12 protein-coding genes are annotated in these 18,309 nt (G+C 66.9%); all 12 read left to right on the top strand.

Features of this window, described 5'->3' with window-relative positions:
- The first annotated feature begins 105 nt into the window (after positions 1 to 105).
- The 12 genes from K9B35_RS16690 to K9B35_RS16635 all read left to right on the top strand — a co-directional run bounded on the left by K9B35_RS16690 (position 106) and on the right by K9B35_RS16635 (position 18,288).
- Positions 106 to 798 (top strand): hypothetical protein, encoded by a 693-nt coding sequence (locus tag K9B35_RS16690; RefSeq protein ID WP_224923114.1) that lies wholly within the window; start codon positions 106 to 108, stop codon positions 796 to 798.
- 118 nt (positions 799 to 916) lie between these two features.
- Entirely contained in the window at positions 917 to 2,677 is a 1,761-nt protein-coding gene (locus K9B35_RS16685) for a CHAT domain-containing protein (protein WP_224923113.1), read from the top strand.
- A 22-nt stretch (positions 2,678 to 2,699) separates the two neighbouring features.
- A complete protein-coding gene (locus K9B35_RS16680) occupies positions 2,700 to 3,674 on the top strand; it encodes a tetratricopeptide repeat protein (protein ID WP_224923112.1) in 975 nt (324 codons plus the stop codon).
- Positions 3,675 to 3,769: 95 nt separating this feature from the next.
- A complete protein-coding gene (locus K9B35_RS16675) occupies positions 3,770 to 4,447 on the top strand; it encodes a hypothetical protein (protein ID WP_224923111.1) in 678 nt (225 codons plus the stop codon).
- 14 nt (positions 4,448 to 4,461) lie between these two features.
- Positions 4,462 to 6,870, top strand: coding sequence for a caspase family protein (locus K9B35_RS16670; protein WP_224923110.1), 2,409 nt, complete (start codon positions 4,462 to 4,464; stop codon positions 6,868 to 6,870).
- A gap of 60 nt (positions 6,871 to 6,930) precedes the next feature.
- The gene (locus K9B35_RS16665; protein ID WP_224923109.1) at positions 6,931 to 7,461 is read left to right on the top strand and encodes a hypothetical protein; all 531 of its coding nucleotides are present in this window, start codon (positions 6,931 to 6,933) and stop codon (positions 7,459 to 7,461) included.
- Between the two features lie 3 nt (positions 7,462 to 7,464).
- Entirely contained in the window at positions 7,465 to 8,565 is a 1,101-nt protein-coding gene (locus K9B35_RS16660; RefSeq protein ID WP_224923108.1) for a 50S ribosomal protein L11 methyltransferase, read from the top strand.
- Positions 8,566 to 8,714: 149 nt separating this feature from the next.
- A complete protein-coding gene (locus tag K9B35_RS16655) occupies positions 8,715 to 11,795 on the top strand; it encodes a response regulator (protein ID WP_224923225.1) in 3,081 nt (1,026 codons plus the stop codon).
- Complete coding sequence (locus tag K9B35_RS16650) at positions 11,792 to 12,652, top strand: CheR family methyltransferase (RefSeq protein WP_224923107.1); 861 nt, start codon at positions 11,792 to 11,794, stop codon at positions 12,650 to 12,652. Before K9B35_RS16655 ends, K9B35_RS16650 begins: the two co-directional genes overlap by 4 nt.
- Complete coding sequence (locus K9B35_RS16645; protein ID WP_224923106.1) at positions 12,642 to 14,456, top strand: response regulator; 1,815 nt, start codon at positions 12,642 to 12,644, stop codon at positions 14,454 to 14,456. Before K9B35_RS16650 ends, K9B35_RS16645 begins: the two co-directional genes overlap by 11 nt.
- A gap of 248 nt (positions 14,457 to 14,704) precedes the next feature.
- A complete protein-coding gene (locus tag K9B35_RS16640; RefSeq protein ID WP_224923105.1) occupies positions 14,705 to 17,185 on the top strand; it encodes a TonB-dependent receptor plug domain-containing protein in 2,481 nt (826 codons plus the stop codon).
- Entirely contained in the window at positions 17,185 to 18,288 is a 1,104-nt protein-coding gene (locus K9B35_RS16635; RefSeq protein ID WP_224923104.1) for a cytochrome-c peroxidase, read from the top strand. The genes K9B35_RS16640 and K9B35_RS16635 overlap by 1 nt, the downstream gene beginning before the upstream one ends.
- The last annotated feature ends 21 nt before the right edge of the window (positions 18,289 to 18,309 follow it).

Here is an 18,309-nt window from a genome sequence, read left to right as displayed (position 1 = left end):
GTGTCGCGCGGGCGGGGGCCACATTAAAGACGAACCTGCCTGATCGAGGGATCAGTTCGCGAGGCCGGCTTGGGAGCAGGCCCGGAGAGTGAGGAGACGAAGGTAATGGTTACGCTCAACAAGAAGATGGCGATGGCACTGGTTGCTGCAAGCATGCTGGCTTCGCCGTCGATCGCGCAGGACAAGAAGGGCACGAACCTTGGCGACAAGGAAGTTCCCGCGACCGAAAGCTCGAAGGCGGTCGACACGCTGGCACTTGGCTATCGTCTGGCCGACTATGCCCGCACCGCCAAGGATGCGCGCGCGATGATCGTCGCGGCCAAGATGGTCGATTCGGTCACCGTCAAGGAAGGCACCGACAAGGGCAAGATCGAAGGCACCGGCAAGGGCACCGGCACCGCCAAGGTGACGACCTCGGCCGACCTGTTCGCCGAGGCGAAGACGCTGGCCGGTGGTGACGCCGACATCGTCGCCGCAGTCGAGGCGGCGCAGGCCGAAACCTCGAAGGGCGTCGTCGGCGGTGCGATCCGCACCGTCCAGTACGTCCCGGGCAGCACGACCTGGACCGTCCGCTTCGCCGCCCGTGGCGGTGAGCCGCTGGTCGTCGGTCTCCGTCGCGACTCTTCGACCCCGCTGGGCCTGAAGATCTTCGACGAGAACGGCAATCTGGTGTGCCAGGACATGTCGGGCAACGTGACGCTGTACTGCCGCGTCAACCCGATCTGGACCGGCCCCTTCTCGGTTCAGGCGATCAACTATGGTGGCTACGGCACCGGCGTCGCGCTGGTGACCAACTAAGCCGAAAGACTGGCCGCCCCGGAGCAGAGCGCTTCGGGGCGGCGGTTTTTCCGGCCAGAACTAATCGGCCGGATCGCCGCGCCAATGCGTGGCCCGCGCCGCAGGGGAGAGACCCGGCATGAAGCGCGCCCTTTCACGAACGCTGGCTTTGCCGCTGATTGCGGCCCTGCTGTCCGCCCAGACCACGCCCGACATCAAGATCGAACCGGTCCCGTCGCCCGAAGTGCTGCGGTCCGAGGCGTTCGAGGCGGCGCAATATGCTCAGATTTCCGGCGCAGCAGCGGCGCTCGACCGCACCACTGCGCGCTTTGCCGCGGGTGGCGGGCCGCTCGCCGTGCTGGAGCAGGAGCGCGACAAGAAGCTCGCCGAGATCGAGGCGGTCGACCGCCAGTTCAGCGCGCTGATCGAACGCGGCGCGCAGGTGCCCGAGGAAGAACGCCGCGCGCTGACCCAGCGCCGCGCCGCGCTGCGCACCGAAGTCGATGCGATCGAGGCGAAGATCGCCAAGGATTTCCCGCAATATTTCGACCTGACGCGCCCCAAGGCGCTCGACATCGCTGCGGTGCAGAAACTGCTTAACCCCGATGAGGCGATGGTCGTCATCCTCGTTTCGGACGACGCCAGCTATACCTGGGCGGTGACGCGCGAGGGATCGACCTGGTCGCGCTCGGAGGCGATGAAGCAGGATGCGCTCGCCGCCAAGGTCAACCTGCTGCGCGCCAGCATGGAAGTGGACGGCGCGCGCGGATCGGGTCGCCAGCCGCCGCCTGCCGCTGGCGGAACCGCCGCAGTCGCGCCGCAGGGCAAGGCGTTCGACCGCAAGCTCGCGCATGAGATTTACAAGGAGCTGATCGCACCGGTTGAGGGCGTGCTGAAGGGCAAGCAGGTGCTGCTGACCAATGTCAGCGGCCCGCTCACCTCGCTGCCGCTTGCGCTGCTCGTTACCGCGCCGCCACAGGGTTCGGATACTGATCCGGCGGCGGTGGCGACCAGCCCGTGGCTGATCGACAAATATGCGCTGGCCGAGCTGCCGTCGGTCTCGGCGTTGCGCTCGCTGCGTTGCCTGCTCATTGAAAAGCCTGCCGACGCGCATCCCGGGTGCGTGGACCGCGCAGGCTCACCCGCCTATGCGCAGGTGCGCAGCGGCGGGATTACGCTCGCCGCTTATGGTGCCCCAACGCTTGCCGGTGCCTACACGCCAGAGACCGGGCGCAGCGTGACGCCGGGTCTTGCTGGCCAGATGTACAAAGGCAAACTCGCAGACCCGGAAAAGCTCCGGGCGCTGGCCTATCTGCCTCAGGCCAAGGCAGAGTTGGAAAGCTTGCAGAAGTCGTTCGGGACGCAATCCACCGTGGTGATCGGGGATGCTGCGACCGAGGCGGCGGTCAAAGCGAGCAAGGCGGTGTCCGGCGCGCGCTTTGTCGTGTTCTCGACCCATGGTTTGCTCGCGACCGAAGTGGGTGACAATGCCGAACCGGGCCTCGTATTTACCCCGCCCAAACAGGCCACCGAACTGGACGACGGCCTGCTCACCATGTCCGAAGTAACCGAGCTCAAGATTCCTGCCGATGTCGTCGTTTTGTCGGCATGCAACACTGCTGCGGGAGACGGAAAGGACGCGGGCGGCCTGTCGGGGCTCGCGCGCGCATTCTTCCAGGCGGGTGCCCGTTCGCTGCTGGTCAGCCACTGGGCGGTCAGTGACGCTGCAACCTCGCTGCTGATGCAGCAGACGTTCGGTAACATCCAGAAGGGCGATGTCGCCGGGCGTGCGCGTGCGCTGCAGGCGGCGATGCAGACCGTGCGTAGCGAAGGCACCGGCCAGTTCGTCAGCCCCAAATATTGGGCGGCGTTCACGCTGGTCGGCGATCCGGGCAAGTGAGGTGGGTGCGCGCGGCGCCCTGATGGCGGTGGCGCTCGTGCTGTCCCCCATCTCCGCTCACGCGACCCAGGCCGTGCCGACTCCCGACCCGGCGGTGAAGGCTGAGGCTGACGCCCGCGCCGCGCTCGCCGCTGCGCCGGCGGGCAGCGAGGAGCATGCCGTAGCGCAGGTCGTACTTGCATCGTTGCTGCAATCGCGCGGACGCGACCGGGAGGCAGAGCCGCTGTTGCGCGCTGCGCTGGTCGCCGCGCTACGGTTCGAGGGCGTGGACGGTCCCCGCGCCGCATTCATCAGCGCGCGGCTCGCGGTCGCGCTGATGGCGCAGGACCGGGCGGTCGAGGCGGAAGCGATGCTGCGCCGTGCCGCTGCGATTTTAACCGCGACCCCCGCCGTGCCGCCCGATCTGGTCGCGAGCGTGCTGGTCGACCATGGCCTGGTGCTGGCCATGCTGGAGCGGCATGGTGAGGCGGAGACCAGCTTGCGCCGGGCGCTGGCGCTGGTCGATGCGGGCGCGGCGGAGGAGAGCGGGGCGCTTAGCGGGGCGCTGATGGCGCTGGGCCTCGGGATGATGGGCCAGCGCCGCTATGCCGAGGCCGAAGCCATGCTGCGCCGGTCGCTTGCGCTGCACGAGAAGCAGTTCGGGCGCGATCATTTCGAAACGCGCAAGGCGCTGGTCGCGCTGGGCATGACGTTGCGCGAAGCGGGGCGCGCGGGTGAGGCCGAACCCTATCTGCGCCGCGCGGTCTATGCCCATGCGCTGACCGGGATCTGGGACAATATAGAGGCAATTACCGCAGCGGCGGTGATGGGTGACGTCACGCGGCGGCGCAATCCGGGAGAGGCGCGCGTCTTTTATGCCCGCGCTGCGCTGGGTGTGCAGCGGCGGCTGGCCAGCCATCGCGACTACGGCCCCGCCGCGCAAGCCGAGCTGCGAACCTTCGTGCCGATCTTTGTGGGGCAAGTCGAGGCGGCGTGGCGGATCGGGGCCGCGCGGTGACAATTGTCAGACCCTGTCGGTCGCGCCAGACTGGCGGCAGCGCCAGGATACGGCTCGTTCGAACCAGCAGGAATTGCGCCCCACCGATGCGTCTGATGATGCCCCTTGCCCTGATCCTTGCCGCGCTGCCGGTCGCCGCCGCGCCCGTGCCGCATGACGGTCACGCCGATGCGACGACGCCCGATGCGGTGATCGAGCGGGCCGAGCTGGTTCGTGACCTGATCGCGCGGGCGCGGGCCGATCGCGATGTCGATATGATGATCGTCGCCGCGCGGATGCTGGCGACGGGGGATTTCGTGCTGGTACGTGCGGAGAATGCGCCGATGGTGCTGGGCCGTGCGCGTACGGGCGAGGAGCTTCCGGTGACTGCGCCCTCGGCATTGCTGATCGAAGCGCGCGGCTGGGCCGGTGGCGATGCCGACACGCTTGCGGCGATCGAGGCGGCGCTGGCCGAGGCGAGCAAGGGCATCCTGCCGGCCGCGATCGTCTATACCCATGATCTGCCCGCCGACCGCGCGCTGACGATGCGCGCGCGGGCGGAGGGCGGACGGCTGGCGCTGGTGCGGGTGCGCGGCGATGGCGATGCGGCGCTGGAGCTGGCCGTTACGGATTCCAGCGGCCGGGTGGCGTGTACCGATCGCCCGGCGGTCACATCCGGCGTGGCGCGCCGTGACCTGCTGTGTCGCTGGACGCCCGGACGCACCGAGGAATATCGGATCACGTTGAAGAACAAGGGCCGCGTGTGGACGCGCGCCATATTGGTGTCGAACTAGACAGGGGACGGATGATGTTGAGGCAGATCATGCTCGCGCTGGGAGCCCTGGGGCTCATCGCCGCATCAATGCCGTCCGCGCCCGCGCCTGCGCCCGAGGCGAAGGGCCGCATCCGTGCGCTCGTCATCGGCGTGGTCAATTACAAGGACGGAATCGCATCGCCGATGATCGGGGCGTTCAACGATTCGGTGCTGATCGCCGAAACGCTGATCCGCGAAGGCGCGAAGGCGGAGGACGTGACGCTGCTGCTCGATCCGCCGACGCCCGAATTGCTCGCGGCGCGCGGCAATCCGCGGATGCGCCAGACCAAGGTCAAGCCCGACGCGGTCGGTACGCGCGCCAATATCCTCGCCGCGATGAAGCGGATCGTGGATACGACCAAGCCGGGGGACGAGCTTCTGCTGGCCTTTTCCGGGCATGGGATGCAGCAGAATGAGGCGGTGGCCGGGTCTGAGCCGGACGGGCTCGACGAGGTGTTCCTGCCTTATGACACCGGCCCCGCCAACGGATCGGAGAAGATCGAGAATGCGGTGACCGATGACGAGATCGGCGCGGTAATCGACGCGATCCGGGCCAAGGGCGGCAACGTCACTTATATCGCCGATTTCTGCCATTCGGGCGATTCGAACCGCGACGCGGCGGGCAAGGACAATGGCGCGCCGACCTCGACCAAATTGGGCCTGAAAGTCAGCCGCAAGTTCGCGACCGTCAGCGACGGCAATTTCGTGCGCGACCTGGCGGTCGAGACGTCCAAGGGCAAGGCCGGCTGGGGCGCCTATGTCGGGCTGCTCGCGGTGCCATCGGCGCAACAGGCCAAGCAATATCAGGCGCCGCGCTACGCCGACCCGCTGGAACAGGCGGCGCATGGCCTGCTCACCGTCTATGCGATGGCCAATTGGAACAATCCGCGCGTCTATTCCTATCGCGATCTGGCCAACCGCATCACTGCGGGCATCGACGGACACAAGTCGCCGCGCCCCGAGTTCGACGGCGATCTCGACCGGCCGGTGATGGGCGGCCTGATGAAGACCGCAGTCGCGGCGGCAGGCGGTGGCAGCTGGGCGGTGTACAAGCCCGCGCGCGTGTTCACCGCCGAGACCAAGTCGACCGACCCGGTGAAGCTCGAACAGCTCGAAATGAGCGCGGGGCAATTGCAGGGCGTGGTCGAGGGGACGATCATCGGCCTCGCGCTCACCTCACCTGCCGGGGACAAGACGATCCTGTATGGACGGGTCGACCAGGCTGACGCGTACAAGGCGATCCTGGTCCCCACCGCGTTCGGCGACATTGCGGCTGAGGCGTGGAACGATGTTCGCGACATCGACGGCAAGCCACTGTCGCGCGAGGTGCGCCTGGTCGCGACGATCGAGCAGCAGCCGGTTCAGCTCGACTATCGCATCGCGCTGCCCACCGCCCCCGCCAGCCCGAGCAAGGCGCAGGCGGCGGCGCTGGCGGCGCTCAAGGAGATCAAGCCCGCCGATATCGGCGCGAGCTTCGTCCAGCCCGGCGAGGCAGCGGATTTGATGCTGGCGTTCAATGGCGACAAGCTCGCTTTGACCCAGCCTCCAGGACAGGTGACCGCCGATTTCGGGTCGATCGACCTCGCCGCCGCGCTGGCGCAGGATGGCAGCAATCCGACGATCCGCGTGCGCTTCGCGATCGGCGGCGCGCTGGTGAAGGCGACGCGGTTCAGCCGGCTTCAGCGCGTGCTGGCCAGCCCCGCACTGGCGACGGGGGAGTCGGGCGAGGATCCGGCGAAGAATGTCTCGGTCGAATTCTATGTCGGGCGGCCCAAGGCGCTCGCGGCGGGTGCGCCCTGTCCGGACACGAGCGCGGATTTCTACGCGGTCGACAAGGACGCACGACGTGTCGGCGGCGATGGCAGCGAGGCGGGCGGCTTTCGCTTCCAGCGCTGTGACTGGCTGTTCGTCAAGGTGACCAACACCGGCAAGACCGACCTCTACGTCAATCCGCTGATCTTCTCGCCCGATGGCGGCGTCCTGTTGTTCGACGGGCAGGACGGGCGGTACAAGATCAAGGCCGACAACCCGACCCGGTTGCGAGCGGGGGAAAGCGGCGTCCTGCAATACAGCCTGACCGATGCCAGCCCCGGCGGCGACCTGCGCGACGATCTGGTGCTGCTGGTCAGCGATGTTACCGATGGCGTGCCGCTCAGCTACGCCCGGCTGGCGCAATGCCCGGTGGTGCCGGGTCCGGAGGATGGCGCGGCATGTGCCAGCGCCGCCGGACCGACGCTGGCCGGAACGCGGATGCGCAACAATGGCGGTGCGGGGACGGGGATCGAGGAGTTGATCGACGCTGCGTTGGTCGGATCGACCACGCGCAGCGGCCCGGCCAAGAAGCCGACTGCGGTGTCCGCACTGCGCTTCAGCTGGCAGACCGAACGCACCGGCGGGCAGTGATTGCGCACGCCCGCTGAATAGGGCAGGTTCAACCCATCACTGAAACGGGGGTATGCAGTGGTGAGGGGAAACTGGATCGTCGTGGCGCTTGGCCCCGCACTGGTGGCGGTGCCGGCGGCTGCGCGTGACGGGGCGCAGAACGGATCGCCCGCGCCGACCTCCACCGCTCCGGCCGCCGCCGCGACGATTGCGGTCGATGCGCGCGCGATGCTGATGGCCGAGGCGGCGGTGCATGGCGGCGAAGCACCGGTGCCGCGGCGCAGCTTGCCGGCGTTGCCCGGATCGGACTCGCGCATGATCTCAACGCTTGTCCCGAACGACCGCGCGACCCTGAGCCAGGCCCATGCGCTGCCCAGTATCCCGGTGCCGCCTGCGGTCTGGAACGTCGTGTCGCCACCGCCCCGCAAATCGCGCCTCGACGCGGCCCCGATCGAGCGCATGTCGCTGGAAGGAACAGCGGATTATCGGCGTGAGCGCAATTTCGGCCTTGATGCGCGGCTCGAATTGCGGATCGACGGGCGTGAGGATAGCGCTATGGTGCGGCTTGGAGGGCGCCTCGCCGGGGCGATCCGGACGCTGGAGCGCCGCTGACTCATGAATTTGCCGGAACGTGAATCGCCGAACAAGGCGCGCTTTGCGGCTGCGCTCGATGCACTGGTCGCGGCGGCGAAGGACAATGCGCGAACGCTGGCTGGCCTGGCTGCTGCGGCGCAGGAACATGGCCTCCGAATGCGCGCGCTGGAGATTGCGACGATGGCGCGCAATCTGGCGCCCGACGATGCGCAGGTGCGCGCGGTGACCGCGCGCGCAATGGCCGCCGGCGTGCCGAGCTGGCATCACAATATCCTGCGCGATCTGGAGCGCAATGCGGCCTATCGGGCCGCACTTGAACAGGTGGTTCGGCCGGGCGACCGGGTGCTCGATATCGGCGCGGGCAGCGGCCTGCTGTCGATGATCGCGGCGCGCGCGGGGGCGGTGCAGGTGACCGCGTGCGAGGTCAATCCGGCTGTTGCCGATGCGGCGGCGCGCACCGTCGCGCATAACGGCTTTGCCGACCGCATCACGATCGTGCCGCGCTATTCGACCGAGGTCGAGCTGGAGCGCGATCTGGGCGAGCGCGTCGATGTGATCGTGCAGGAGATCATCGCCCATGACATGCTGTGCGAAGGCGTACTGCCCGCGCTCGCCGATGCGGTGCCGCGCTTCCTGAAGCCCGGCGGGCGCGTGGTGCCTGAGCGTGCGCAGGTGCGGGCGGCGCTCGCCTACTGGCCGCATGCCAAGGCGCGCGAGCTCGACAGTGTCGAGGGGTTCGACCTGTCGCCCTACGCCACGCTCGCGCGCTACCCGCTGGAAGCGTCGTCGAACGACCCGTCGCTCGTCCTGCGCAGCGAGCCGGTCGACCTGTTCAGCTGGGACTTTGCGTCCGGTGGGCCATATGGTCCGGGCCGGACCAGTGCGGAGCTGACCGTCCGCGACGGCAACGCCAATGGCGTCATCCAGTGGATCCATATCGACCTGGTCGAAGGCGTGACGTACGAGAATGCGCCCGCGCGCGGACCCAGTTCGTCCTGGGCGTGCCTGTTCTACCCCTTTGCGGTCGGAACGGTGCCATCAGGCACGGTCATGCGAGTCCATGGTGCGCACACCCTGATCGCGATGCGCATCTGGGCGGAGCCCGACGCGGTGACAGCGTAGCGAGGCGAAGACGGGTTTTACATCCGCCCGCTTGTTTGCCTGGCTCAATGGTGACTTGAATGTTGTCGCGCCCGGAACTCGCATCGTAATCGCGCGTTTGGCAGGGTTGCCTAGGGGCGTAGGGTGGGAACAGCGTTTTGAGCGTTAGCATGCATGGGCAAAAGCCCAATCGAACGGCGTGGCTATATGGTGCCCTCGCCGTGCTTCTGGCGATACCGTTCATTGCCGACCTGAACTACCCGCTGGGGAGTTCGGTGTGGGTCGGCTATATGCTGCCCGCGGTGCTTGCCTATCTGGCGCCGCGCCCGGTGGTGCCGCCGATCATGGCGGCGATCGCGACCTTGCTCACGATCCTGGGTTTTACGCTAGCGCCGGTCGGGGTCGATCCGTCGATCGCGGTGTTCAACCGCTCGCTCGGCATGACCGTCACCTGGATCCTTGCGATCACCGGCTTCCTGTTCGTGCGCAACCGCCTCGCCGTTCAGCGCGAGGAGTGGTTGCAGGGCGGACAGGTCGGTCTGTCCAAGGCGGTCGGCGGCGAGCAGCCGCTCGAGCAGCTGGGAACCAACGCGCTCAAATTCCTCGTCGACTATCTCGGTGCGCGCGCGGGTGCGGTGTTTATCCGCAATGGCGACGGGTATAAGCGCTATGCGACGCAAGGCGTGCCCGCCGATGCGCGCGTGCCCGAGCGCATCGGCCCCGGCGACGGATTGCTGGCCGACGCGGCGGCGGACCGGCGCAATTTCGTGATCACCGATGTCCCCGACGGCTATCTCTATTTCGGTTCGGGTCTGGGCAGCGCCAAGCCCGCCAACCTGCTGATCGCCACGACGAGCGTCGATGGCGCGGCGAATGCGGTGATCGAGCTGGGTTTCCGCGAGGTGCCGCAGGACGCGCTGGCGCTGTTCGAGCGGGTCGCCGAACAGTTGGGCGTCGCGATCCGGTCGGCCAAATACCGCACCCAGCTGCGCGAACTGCTCGAAGAGACGCAGCAACAGGCCGAGGAATTGCAGGTCCAGAGCGAGGAGCTGCGCGCCAATAACGAGGAGCTGGAGCAGCAGAGCCGCCAGCTTCAGGAAGCGGCCGAACGGCTGGAGGTGCAGCAGAGCGAGCTGGAGCAGACCAACGCCCAGCTGGAGGAACAGGCGCGCCAGCTGGAAATCCAGCGCGACGACCTGACGCGTTCGCAGGCCTCGCTGGAGGCGCAGGCGAGCGATCTGGAACAGGCGAGCCGCTACAAGTCGGAATTCCTCGCCAATATGAGCCACGAATTGCGCACGCCGCTCAATTCGCTGCTAATCATGGCGCGGCTGCTGGCCGAGAATCGCGACGGCAATCTGTCGTCGGCGCAGGTCAAGCATGCCGAGACGATCGAGACGTCGGGCAACGACCTGTTGAGCCTGATCAACGATATCCTCGATATCTCGAAGATCGAGGCGGGCAAGCTCGAGCTGCAACCGCGCCGCTTCCGCATCGCCCCGACGCTCGACAAGTTGCGGACGCTGTTCCAGCCCGCCGCCGGGGCCAAGGGCCTGTCGCTCGACGTCTCGGTCACGCCCGGCGCGCCGACCGAGATCGAGACCGATCCGCAGCGCCTCGAACAGGTGCTCAAGAATTTCGTGTCCAACGCGATCAAGTTTACCGAGCGCGGCACGGTGACGCTCGAGACGGCGGCGCGCGACGACGGGCGGATCGCGTTCACCGTGCGCGACACCGGCGTCGGCATCCCCGCTGAACAGCAGCACGTCATCTTCGAGGCGTTCCGTCAGGCCGACGGGACGATCAGCCGCAAATATGGCGGCACCGGCCTTGGCCTGTCGATCTCGCGCGAACTCGCCCATCTGCTCGGTGGCGAGGTGAGCGTCGCCAGCGCACCGGGGCAGGGCAGCGCATTTACGCTGATCCTGCCCGAAACCTATGAGCCGGTCGCGGTCGGCCCCGCGCCGACGCCCGCCCCGGCGCGTGCGCGCCCGTCCAATCCCAAGCCCGGCAAGAAGCGCGGCGTCGTCGCGACCGAGGATGACCGCGAGCGGCTGTCGGGGGACGCGCGCGTCATCCTGATCGTCGAGGACGACCCGGTGTTCGCGCGCATCCTGTGCGACATCGCGCATGAGCAAGGCTTTCAGTGCCTGATCGCCGGGACTGCCGATGAAGGCGCGCTGATGGCGCGGCAATATATCCCGCACGCGGTGATCCTCGACATGAACCTGCCCGATCACACCGGCCTGTCGGTGCTCGACCGGATCAAGCGAGACGTGCGCACGCGGCACATTCCGGTGCATGTCGTGTCGGTCGATGACGACAGCCGGGCGGCACTGTCGAGCGGGGCGATCGGCTATCTGTTCAAGCCGGTGAAGCGCGAACAGCTGGTCGACATGCTCGAAGGGCTGGAAGCGCGGATGGCGCAGCGGATGCGCCGCGTGCTGGTGGTCGAGGACGACGCGCAGCAGGCGGAGAGCGTCAAATTGCTGCTCGCCAGCCGTGAGGTCGAAACGCTCGAAGCGCATAGCGCGGCGCAGTGCATCGCGCTGCTGGGCAGCCAGACGTTCGACTGCATGGTGCTCGACCTCAACCTGCCCGATGCCTCTGGCCTCGACCTGCTCGAACGGCTGAGCGGGGACGAGAGCCTCGGCTTCCCGCCGGTGATTGTTTATACGGGTCGCGATCTGAGCGCGGACGAGGAATTGCGGCTGCGCAAATATTCCAAGTCGATCATCGTCAAGGGCGCCAAGTCGCCCGAGCGGCTGCTCGATGAGGTGACGCTGTTCCTGCATCAGGTCGTGTCGGACCTACCCGAGCCGCAACAGGCGCTGATCGCCAAGTCGCTGACCCGCGATGCCGCGCTGGAAGGGCGGCGGGTGCTGCTGGTCGAAGACGATATTCGCAACGTCTATGCCGTCACCAGCATCTTCGAGCCGCATGGCGTCGATGTCCGCATCGCGCGCAACGGGCGCGAGGCGCTGACGGCGCTGGAGACTGCGGCGGGTGGCGAGCAGGCGATCGACCTGGTGCTGATGGACGTGATGATGCCGGAAATGGACGGCCTGACCGCGACGCGCGAGCTGCGCAAGGCGAGCTGGGGCCGCGACCTGCCGGTGATCATGCTGACGGCGAAGGCGATGGCGCGCGATCAGCAGGAGTGCCTCGACGCGGGCGCAAACGACTATCTCGCCAAGCCGCTCGATGTCGACAAACTGCTCAGTCTGGTGCGCGTGTGGATGCCACGATGAAGGAGGTGTTCGCCCCGCACGAGGAGATCGAACTCGATCTGTTGCTGGAGGCGATCAACCGGCACCATCATTACGACTTTCGCGGCTATTCGCGCGCGTCGCTGCACCGGCGGATGGAGCGCGCGCAGCAGCGGTTCGAATGCGAGAGCCTGTCGCAGCTGCAGCACCGGCTGTTGCGCGAGCCGGCGGTGTTCGACGAGCTGATGGCGTTCCTGACGATCCAGGTCAGCGAGATGTTTCGCGATCCCGGATACTTCCGCGCGCTGCGCGAGCGGGTGATCCCGCATCTGCGCACCTATCCGTCGCTAAAGGTGTGGATTGCGGGGTGCGCCAATGGCGAGGAATTCTACTCGCTGGCGATCCTGTTCCGCGAGGAGGGGCTGGAGGATCGTACGATTTTCTACTGCACCGATATCAGCCCGGCGGCGCTGCAAAAGGCGGAGGCCGGGATCTTCGCGCTCGACCGGATCCAGCAATTTACCGAGAACCACCGGCTGGCGGGCGGCAAGTCGTCGCTATCGGACTATTATACCGCGGCCTATGGCGCGGCGGTGTTCGACAAGAGCCTGCGCCGCCGCGCGGTGTTTGCCGAGCATAACCTCGCCAGCGATTCCGTGTTCACCGAGGCGCAACTGGTGTCGAGCCGCAACGTCCTGATCTACTTCGATCGCGTGTTGCAGGATCGCGCACTCGGCCTGTTCGGTGACTCGCTTGTGCGGGGCGGGTTTCTGGGGCTGGGGTCGAAGGAGACGCTGCGCTTTTCGTCCCATTCCGACGGGTTCGACGATTTCGACCTGCCCGAGAAGATTTTCCGCCGCAACGCGATGGTGCTAGACGGGGTGCGCGATGCCGCCTGAACCCGTTCCCGTCCTTGCTGTCGACGACATCCCCGAAAACCTCGCGGCGCTCGATGCGTTGCTGACGGGCGAAGGGGTCGAGCTGGTCAAGGCGCGCTCGGGTGCCGAGGCGCTCGAACTGCTGCTCAAGCGCGAGTTCGCGGTCGCTCTGCTCGATGTGCAGATGCCGGGTATGGACGGGTTCGAGCTGGCTGAACTGATGCGCGGGACCGAGCGGACGCGGCGCATCCCGATCATGTTCCTGACCGCCGTCGCCACCGACGAGACGCGCAAGTTTCGCGGCTATGAGGCAGGCGCGGTCGACTATCTGCTCAAGCCCGTCGATCCGCAGATCGTCCGCAACAAGGTCGGCGTGTTCGTCGAGCTGTACCATCAGCGGCGTGAGATTGCCCGGCAGCGTGACGCGCTGTCCGATGCGCTGGGGCGGTTGAAGGCGCATGGCGACAATTCGCCGCTGGCGATCGTCGAGCTGGATGGCGACCAACGCATCCTCGGCTGGTCGAACGGGGCGGAGCGGCTGTTCGGCTGGCGCGCGCATGAAGTGTGCGGGTTCCGCCCGAGCGAGTTCGAGTGGATCGCGCCCGAACATGCTCCGGCCGCCGCGGCGCTGATCGCCGACATGATCGGCGGTGCGCGGGTGCGCGACATGCAGCCGCTGCGCATGCGCACGACCGAAGGCGTGATGCTCGATTGCGAATGCTATTACTCGGCGCTGCATGACGCGACGGGGCGGCTGGCGTCGGTCAATGTCCAGATTCTCGACGTCAGCGCACGCAAGCGGGGCGAAGAGACGCAGCGGCTGTTGATCGGCGAGCTCAACCATCGGGTCAAGAACACGCTGGCATCGGTGCAGGCGATCGCGACGCAGACGCTGCGGCATTCGACCGGGCCGTCGGACTTTGCGCCGACCTTCATCGGCCGCATCCATGCGCTCGCGAAGGCGCATTCACTGTTGAGCAGTGCGACGTGGGAAGGCGCGCGGCTGCGCGAATTGATCGAGGGGCAGTTGCGGATCGGCGCGATCGCGCCCGACCGGTTGGGGATCGAGGGGCCGGAGCTGGACCTGGCACCCGAACCCGCGCTGCATCTGGCGTTGGTGCTGCATGAGCTGGTGACCAACGCGCATAAATATGGGTCGCTGTCGGTGCCCGACGGGCGCGCGGATATGCGCTGGCAGCTGGCCGATGGCACGCTGCGGCTTGAATGGATCGAGAGCGGTGGGCCGCCCGTGGTCGCGCCGACGCGGCGCGGCTTTGGTACCGCGCTGATCGAGCGCAGCCTGAAGGCGGAGGGCGGGGTTGCGACCTCGACCTATGCGCCCGACGGGCTGCGCTGGACGCTCGACCTGCCGTTCACCGGCAAGCCGCGTGTCGGGCCGGCGCAGCGGGCGATTGCGCGCGGTGCGGCGCTGGCTCCGGCGGGCGGGCAGAGCGTGCTCGCGGGCAAGCGCTTCCTGATCGTCGAGGACGAGCCGCTGGTGATGCTGGAGCTGGTCGACCTGCTCGGCGGGGCGGGCGCGGTCGTGGCGGGGCAGGCGTCGGCGCGGTCGGATGCGCTGGAGCTGGCACGGCGGGCGGAGATCGATGCGGCGCTGCTCGACGGCAATCTGCAGGGCGAGATGGTCGACGACATCGCCGCCGCGCTCGCCGCGCGCGACATCCCGTTCCTGTTCGTCAGCGGCTATGGCCGCGAGCATCTCCCCGCGCAGTTCGACAGGGTGGTGGTGGTGACCAAGCCATTTGCGCCGGCCACATTGCTCGACAGCGCGGCGAGCCTGTTCAGCATTGAGGCGGTGGCGCGCTAGCCTCTGGCCTGGCGCTGATCAGCCCGCTCCGCCGCTACGTCGAAGACAGCACGGTCTAGTCCAGCATTTGCTGTGGTGGAGCCCCATGCCGACTGGCGCGGGGCGACGCACCGCTGTGTGGCCGAATTGGGAATGTAACCTGACTTGATCGCCAGCGGGTCAGTTTCGGCGCGCGCCCCTTGCAACGACCGCTGCGTGTCTTTATGCGACCGATTCGCAATAGCATTTATTGGTAGTCGGGGGTTTGCATGATCAGTGTCACCTATTTGCGCGGTGCTGCCGCGGCTTCGTTGATTTGGGCCGGATCAGCGTCGGCGCAGGAGGTTCAGCAGCTTCCCGAAGTCGTCGCCGAGGGCGGCGGTGTGACGCTCCCATATCAGTCGGGCGAAGGTGTCGAGGCGGGCACTAGCAGGATCGAGCGCAAACAGGTCGTAATCGGCACGCCGGGGTCGGGGGACGTCAATCAGCTGCTCAAGGCGCTCCCGACCGTGCAGTTCACTCGGAACGAGGGGCTCGCGACGCGTGAGGACATTCAGGATCTGCGCCCCGCCGACATCGCCATCTCGGGTGGGCGATTTTATGAAAACCTGTTCACGCTCGACGGGGTCGATGTGTCGTCGCGGATGGACATCACCCAGGATAATCCGTTCAACTTCAACGAGGTCTCGGGCGCGGGGGCGCAGGGGGTGTGGATCGACTCCGAACTGGTCGGCAGCATCACGCTGCGCGATTCGAATGTGTCGGCCGAACATGGCCGCTTCACCGGCGGCGCGCTCGAGATCGAGAGCCGTGCGCCCGCGCAGGTGATCCGCGCCAGTGTGAATGCGAGTTACACCTCGGACGCGCTGACCAGCTTCAAGGTATCGGATCGATCGCGTGACGCGCTCGGGGCGAGTTTCCCTGACCGGCCGCAGTTCGACAAGTGGCGCTATGGCGCGAGCATCGACATGCCGGTGATCGACGGGCTGACCACCTTGTTCGCCTATAGCCGGTCTCAGGCGGAAGTGACCTATTTCCGGGGCGCCAATTACGGGAACACGCCATTTGGTCAGTCGAGCGTCAGCGAGAATTTCCTGGCCAAGGCGCAGGCCGAACTGGGGAGCGGGACCACCGCGACGGCGCAGGTCACCTACAGCCCGTATCGCAGCGAGGCGTCCAGTGCGAACGGTGTCGACAATCTGATCACCAGCCATGGTGGCGGAGTAACCGGTCGGCTCGGCCTGTCCCATTCCGGCAAGGTCGACTGGTCGTTCGACGCCACGTTCGCGCATAGCGACACCAGCCGCGAGGCACCTGAATTCAACTATTCGCTCCCGTCATCGACCGCGACCGGCAATGTCTGCGCGGCGAGCAACTGCACGTTCGGCGGGTTCGGCGCTCTTGAGCAGCGCCAGAACAACTATGGATTGAAAGGCCGCGCCGCGACGCAGCTTGGCTTTGGCAAGCTGTCCGCCGGGCTGGATTATCAGCGGATCGACGCGCGGCGCCAGCGGGAGCAGGATGGCGGCGCCTTCCAGACAGGTGTGACCGGCGCGAACATCGTCTGCGCGCAGGACGAGGGACTGGCATGCGTTACGGGCCAATATGCGCTGACCCGCCAACAGGTTTACAGCGCCTATGACGCGCGGGTGGAGATGGACAGCCTCGCCGCCTGGGTCGAGGCCACCGCCGAGCTCGGCGATGTGACCGCGCGCGCCGGCTTGCGTTATGACCATGAAAGCTTCCTCAAGAACCATAATCTCGCGCCGCGCCTGTCGGTCGCGTGGCAGACGCCCTTGGACGGATGGTCGCTGACCCTGGGCGCGAACCGCTATTATGGCCGCTCGCTGCTCGCCTATGCGATGCGCGCGCAATATCCGGTCAATCTGACGCTGGAGCGGGTGGCGAGTGTGAGCGGCGGCAACCGTGTCTATTCCGACAATTGGACCATCCGCAGCACCAGCGCCTCGACCCGCTATTCCGGCGACGGCAATCTCAAGACGCCCTATTCGGACGAGTTGACTGCGGCTGTCAGCGGCAGGCTGCTCGGCGGCAAGCTGAGCCTGCGCGGGATCTATCGCGAGGGGCGCAACGAGTTTACCCGCGCGCCCGGCACCACCGAGACGATCGTCCTGCCGAACGGCGCGAGCGACAGCTACACCCAGTACATCCTCGCGAATGACGGGTTCAGCAGCTATCGCGGCGCGTCGCTCGAATATGTCCGCGCCTTTGGCAAACACAGCATCGCGCTCAACCTCAACTGGTCGAAGACGCGCAGCAGCAACGACGATTATCTGGTCGATGTCGAGGACACGCTCGATGGCACCCCGGTGCTGTTCCAGGGCCAGATCCTGACGATCGACGCGGTCGAGGCGATGAACCAGCGCGAGGATTTCGCATCGCCCCTGCTGGGCAATGTCACCTGGACCGCGCAGTGGCTGGACGATCGCGTGCAGACCAATGTCAACTTCCGCTATCGCCATGGTTTCAGCCGGATCGAGGATAGCGGCGTCAACCAGACGGTCGATGGCGTGCGCTACGACGTGTTCGACTATGTCGCCTATCCCGATGCGCTGGACGTCAATCTCAATGCACGGATCGATGTCCTCAAATCGGCGCTGGGAACGGTGACCGCCGATGTCCGGGTCGCCAACCTGCTGGACAATACGCCTGCTCCCAATTCGACGCTGACCACGCAGCCCTATCAGTTCGGCCGGACGGTCTGGCTGGGCGTGAACTGGCGCTTCTGATGCGGCGGGGAAAACCAAGATCGAGCTGGCTTTCGTACGGCTTGCTTGCGGGCTCGGCTGTGCTGTTCGTCGCGGCGCTGGGCGCGCGCGCGAGCAACGATGGTGAACCGTTCGATCTGCGCGCCGCCTATTCGGGAACGCCGGAGAACTGGCCGCGCCCGCAATTGCGGGCAGGCGCGGCGTTCGAGGAGTTCGCGCCGCTGCCATCGCCCGAAACGCCGGGTCCGCGTGAGGCAAAGTGGGTCGCGCTGGGCGCCAGGCTGTTCGACGATCCGCGCCTGTCGGCATCGGGCCAGATCGCGTGCGCCTCCTGCCACGCGGCGGAGCTGGCGTTCAGCGACGCGCTGCAACGTCCGTTCGGGCATGACCGGCAGCGTGGGCGGCGCAATTCTCAGGCACTGATCGTCACGCGCTGGATGACGCCATTGTTCTGGGACGGCCGCGCCGAGACGCTGGAGGAACAGGCGCTGCACCCGATCATCGACCGGGTCGAGATGGCGGCGGACCTTGGCGACGTCGAACGGCGAATGAACACGATTCCTGCCTATCGCACCGCATTTGCCGAGCTGACCGGGCGCACGCAGATCCGGCGGGCCGATCTGGCACAAGCGCTTGCGGCGTTTCAGCGTAGCCTGCGGCCGCGCACCACGCGGTTCAGCCGCCTTGTTGCGGGTGACAATCGCGCGATGAGCGACCAGCAGCTCAAGGGGCTGCACCTGTTCCGTACCAAGGCGGGGTGTGCCAATTGCCATAGCGGCATGCTGCTGAGCGACCGGCGCTTCCACAATCTGGGGCTAAGCTTCTATGGCCGCCCACGTGAGGATCTTGGCCGGTGGGAAGTGACCGGCGTTGCGGCGGATGTCGGGCGTTTCCGCACGCCCTCGCTGCTCAACGCGGGACGCACTGCGCCCTATATGCACAATGGGTTGTTGCGATCGTTCGACAATGTCGTCGCCTTCTACAATGGCGGGGGCGGGCGCGATCGCCGCGCGAAGGCATACAAGGGGAATGCGCCGCCGCCGACGCCGGATCCGCTCATTCAGCCGCTCGGCTTGACCCGCGCGGAGCAGGAGGCGCTGGTCGCGTTCCTGAAGGCGCTCTAGCGCCGTTTCCAGCGAGCTGGT

This window comes from Sphingomonas sp. R647, assembly GCF_020177055.1.
GTDB lineage: Bacteria > Pseudomonadota > Alphaproteobacteria > Sphingomonadales > Sphingomonadaceae > Sphingomonas.
This window is presented reverse-complemented; position numbering and strand designations above follow the sequence as displayed.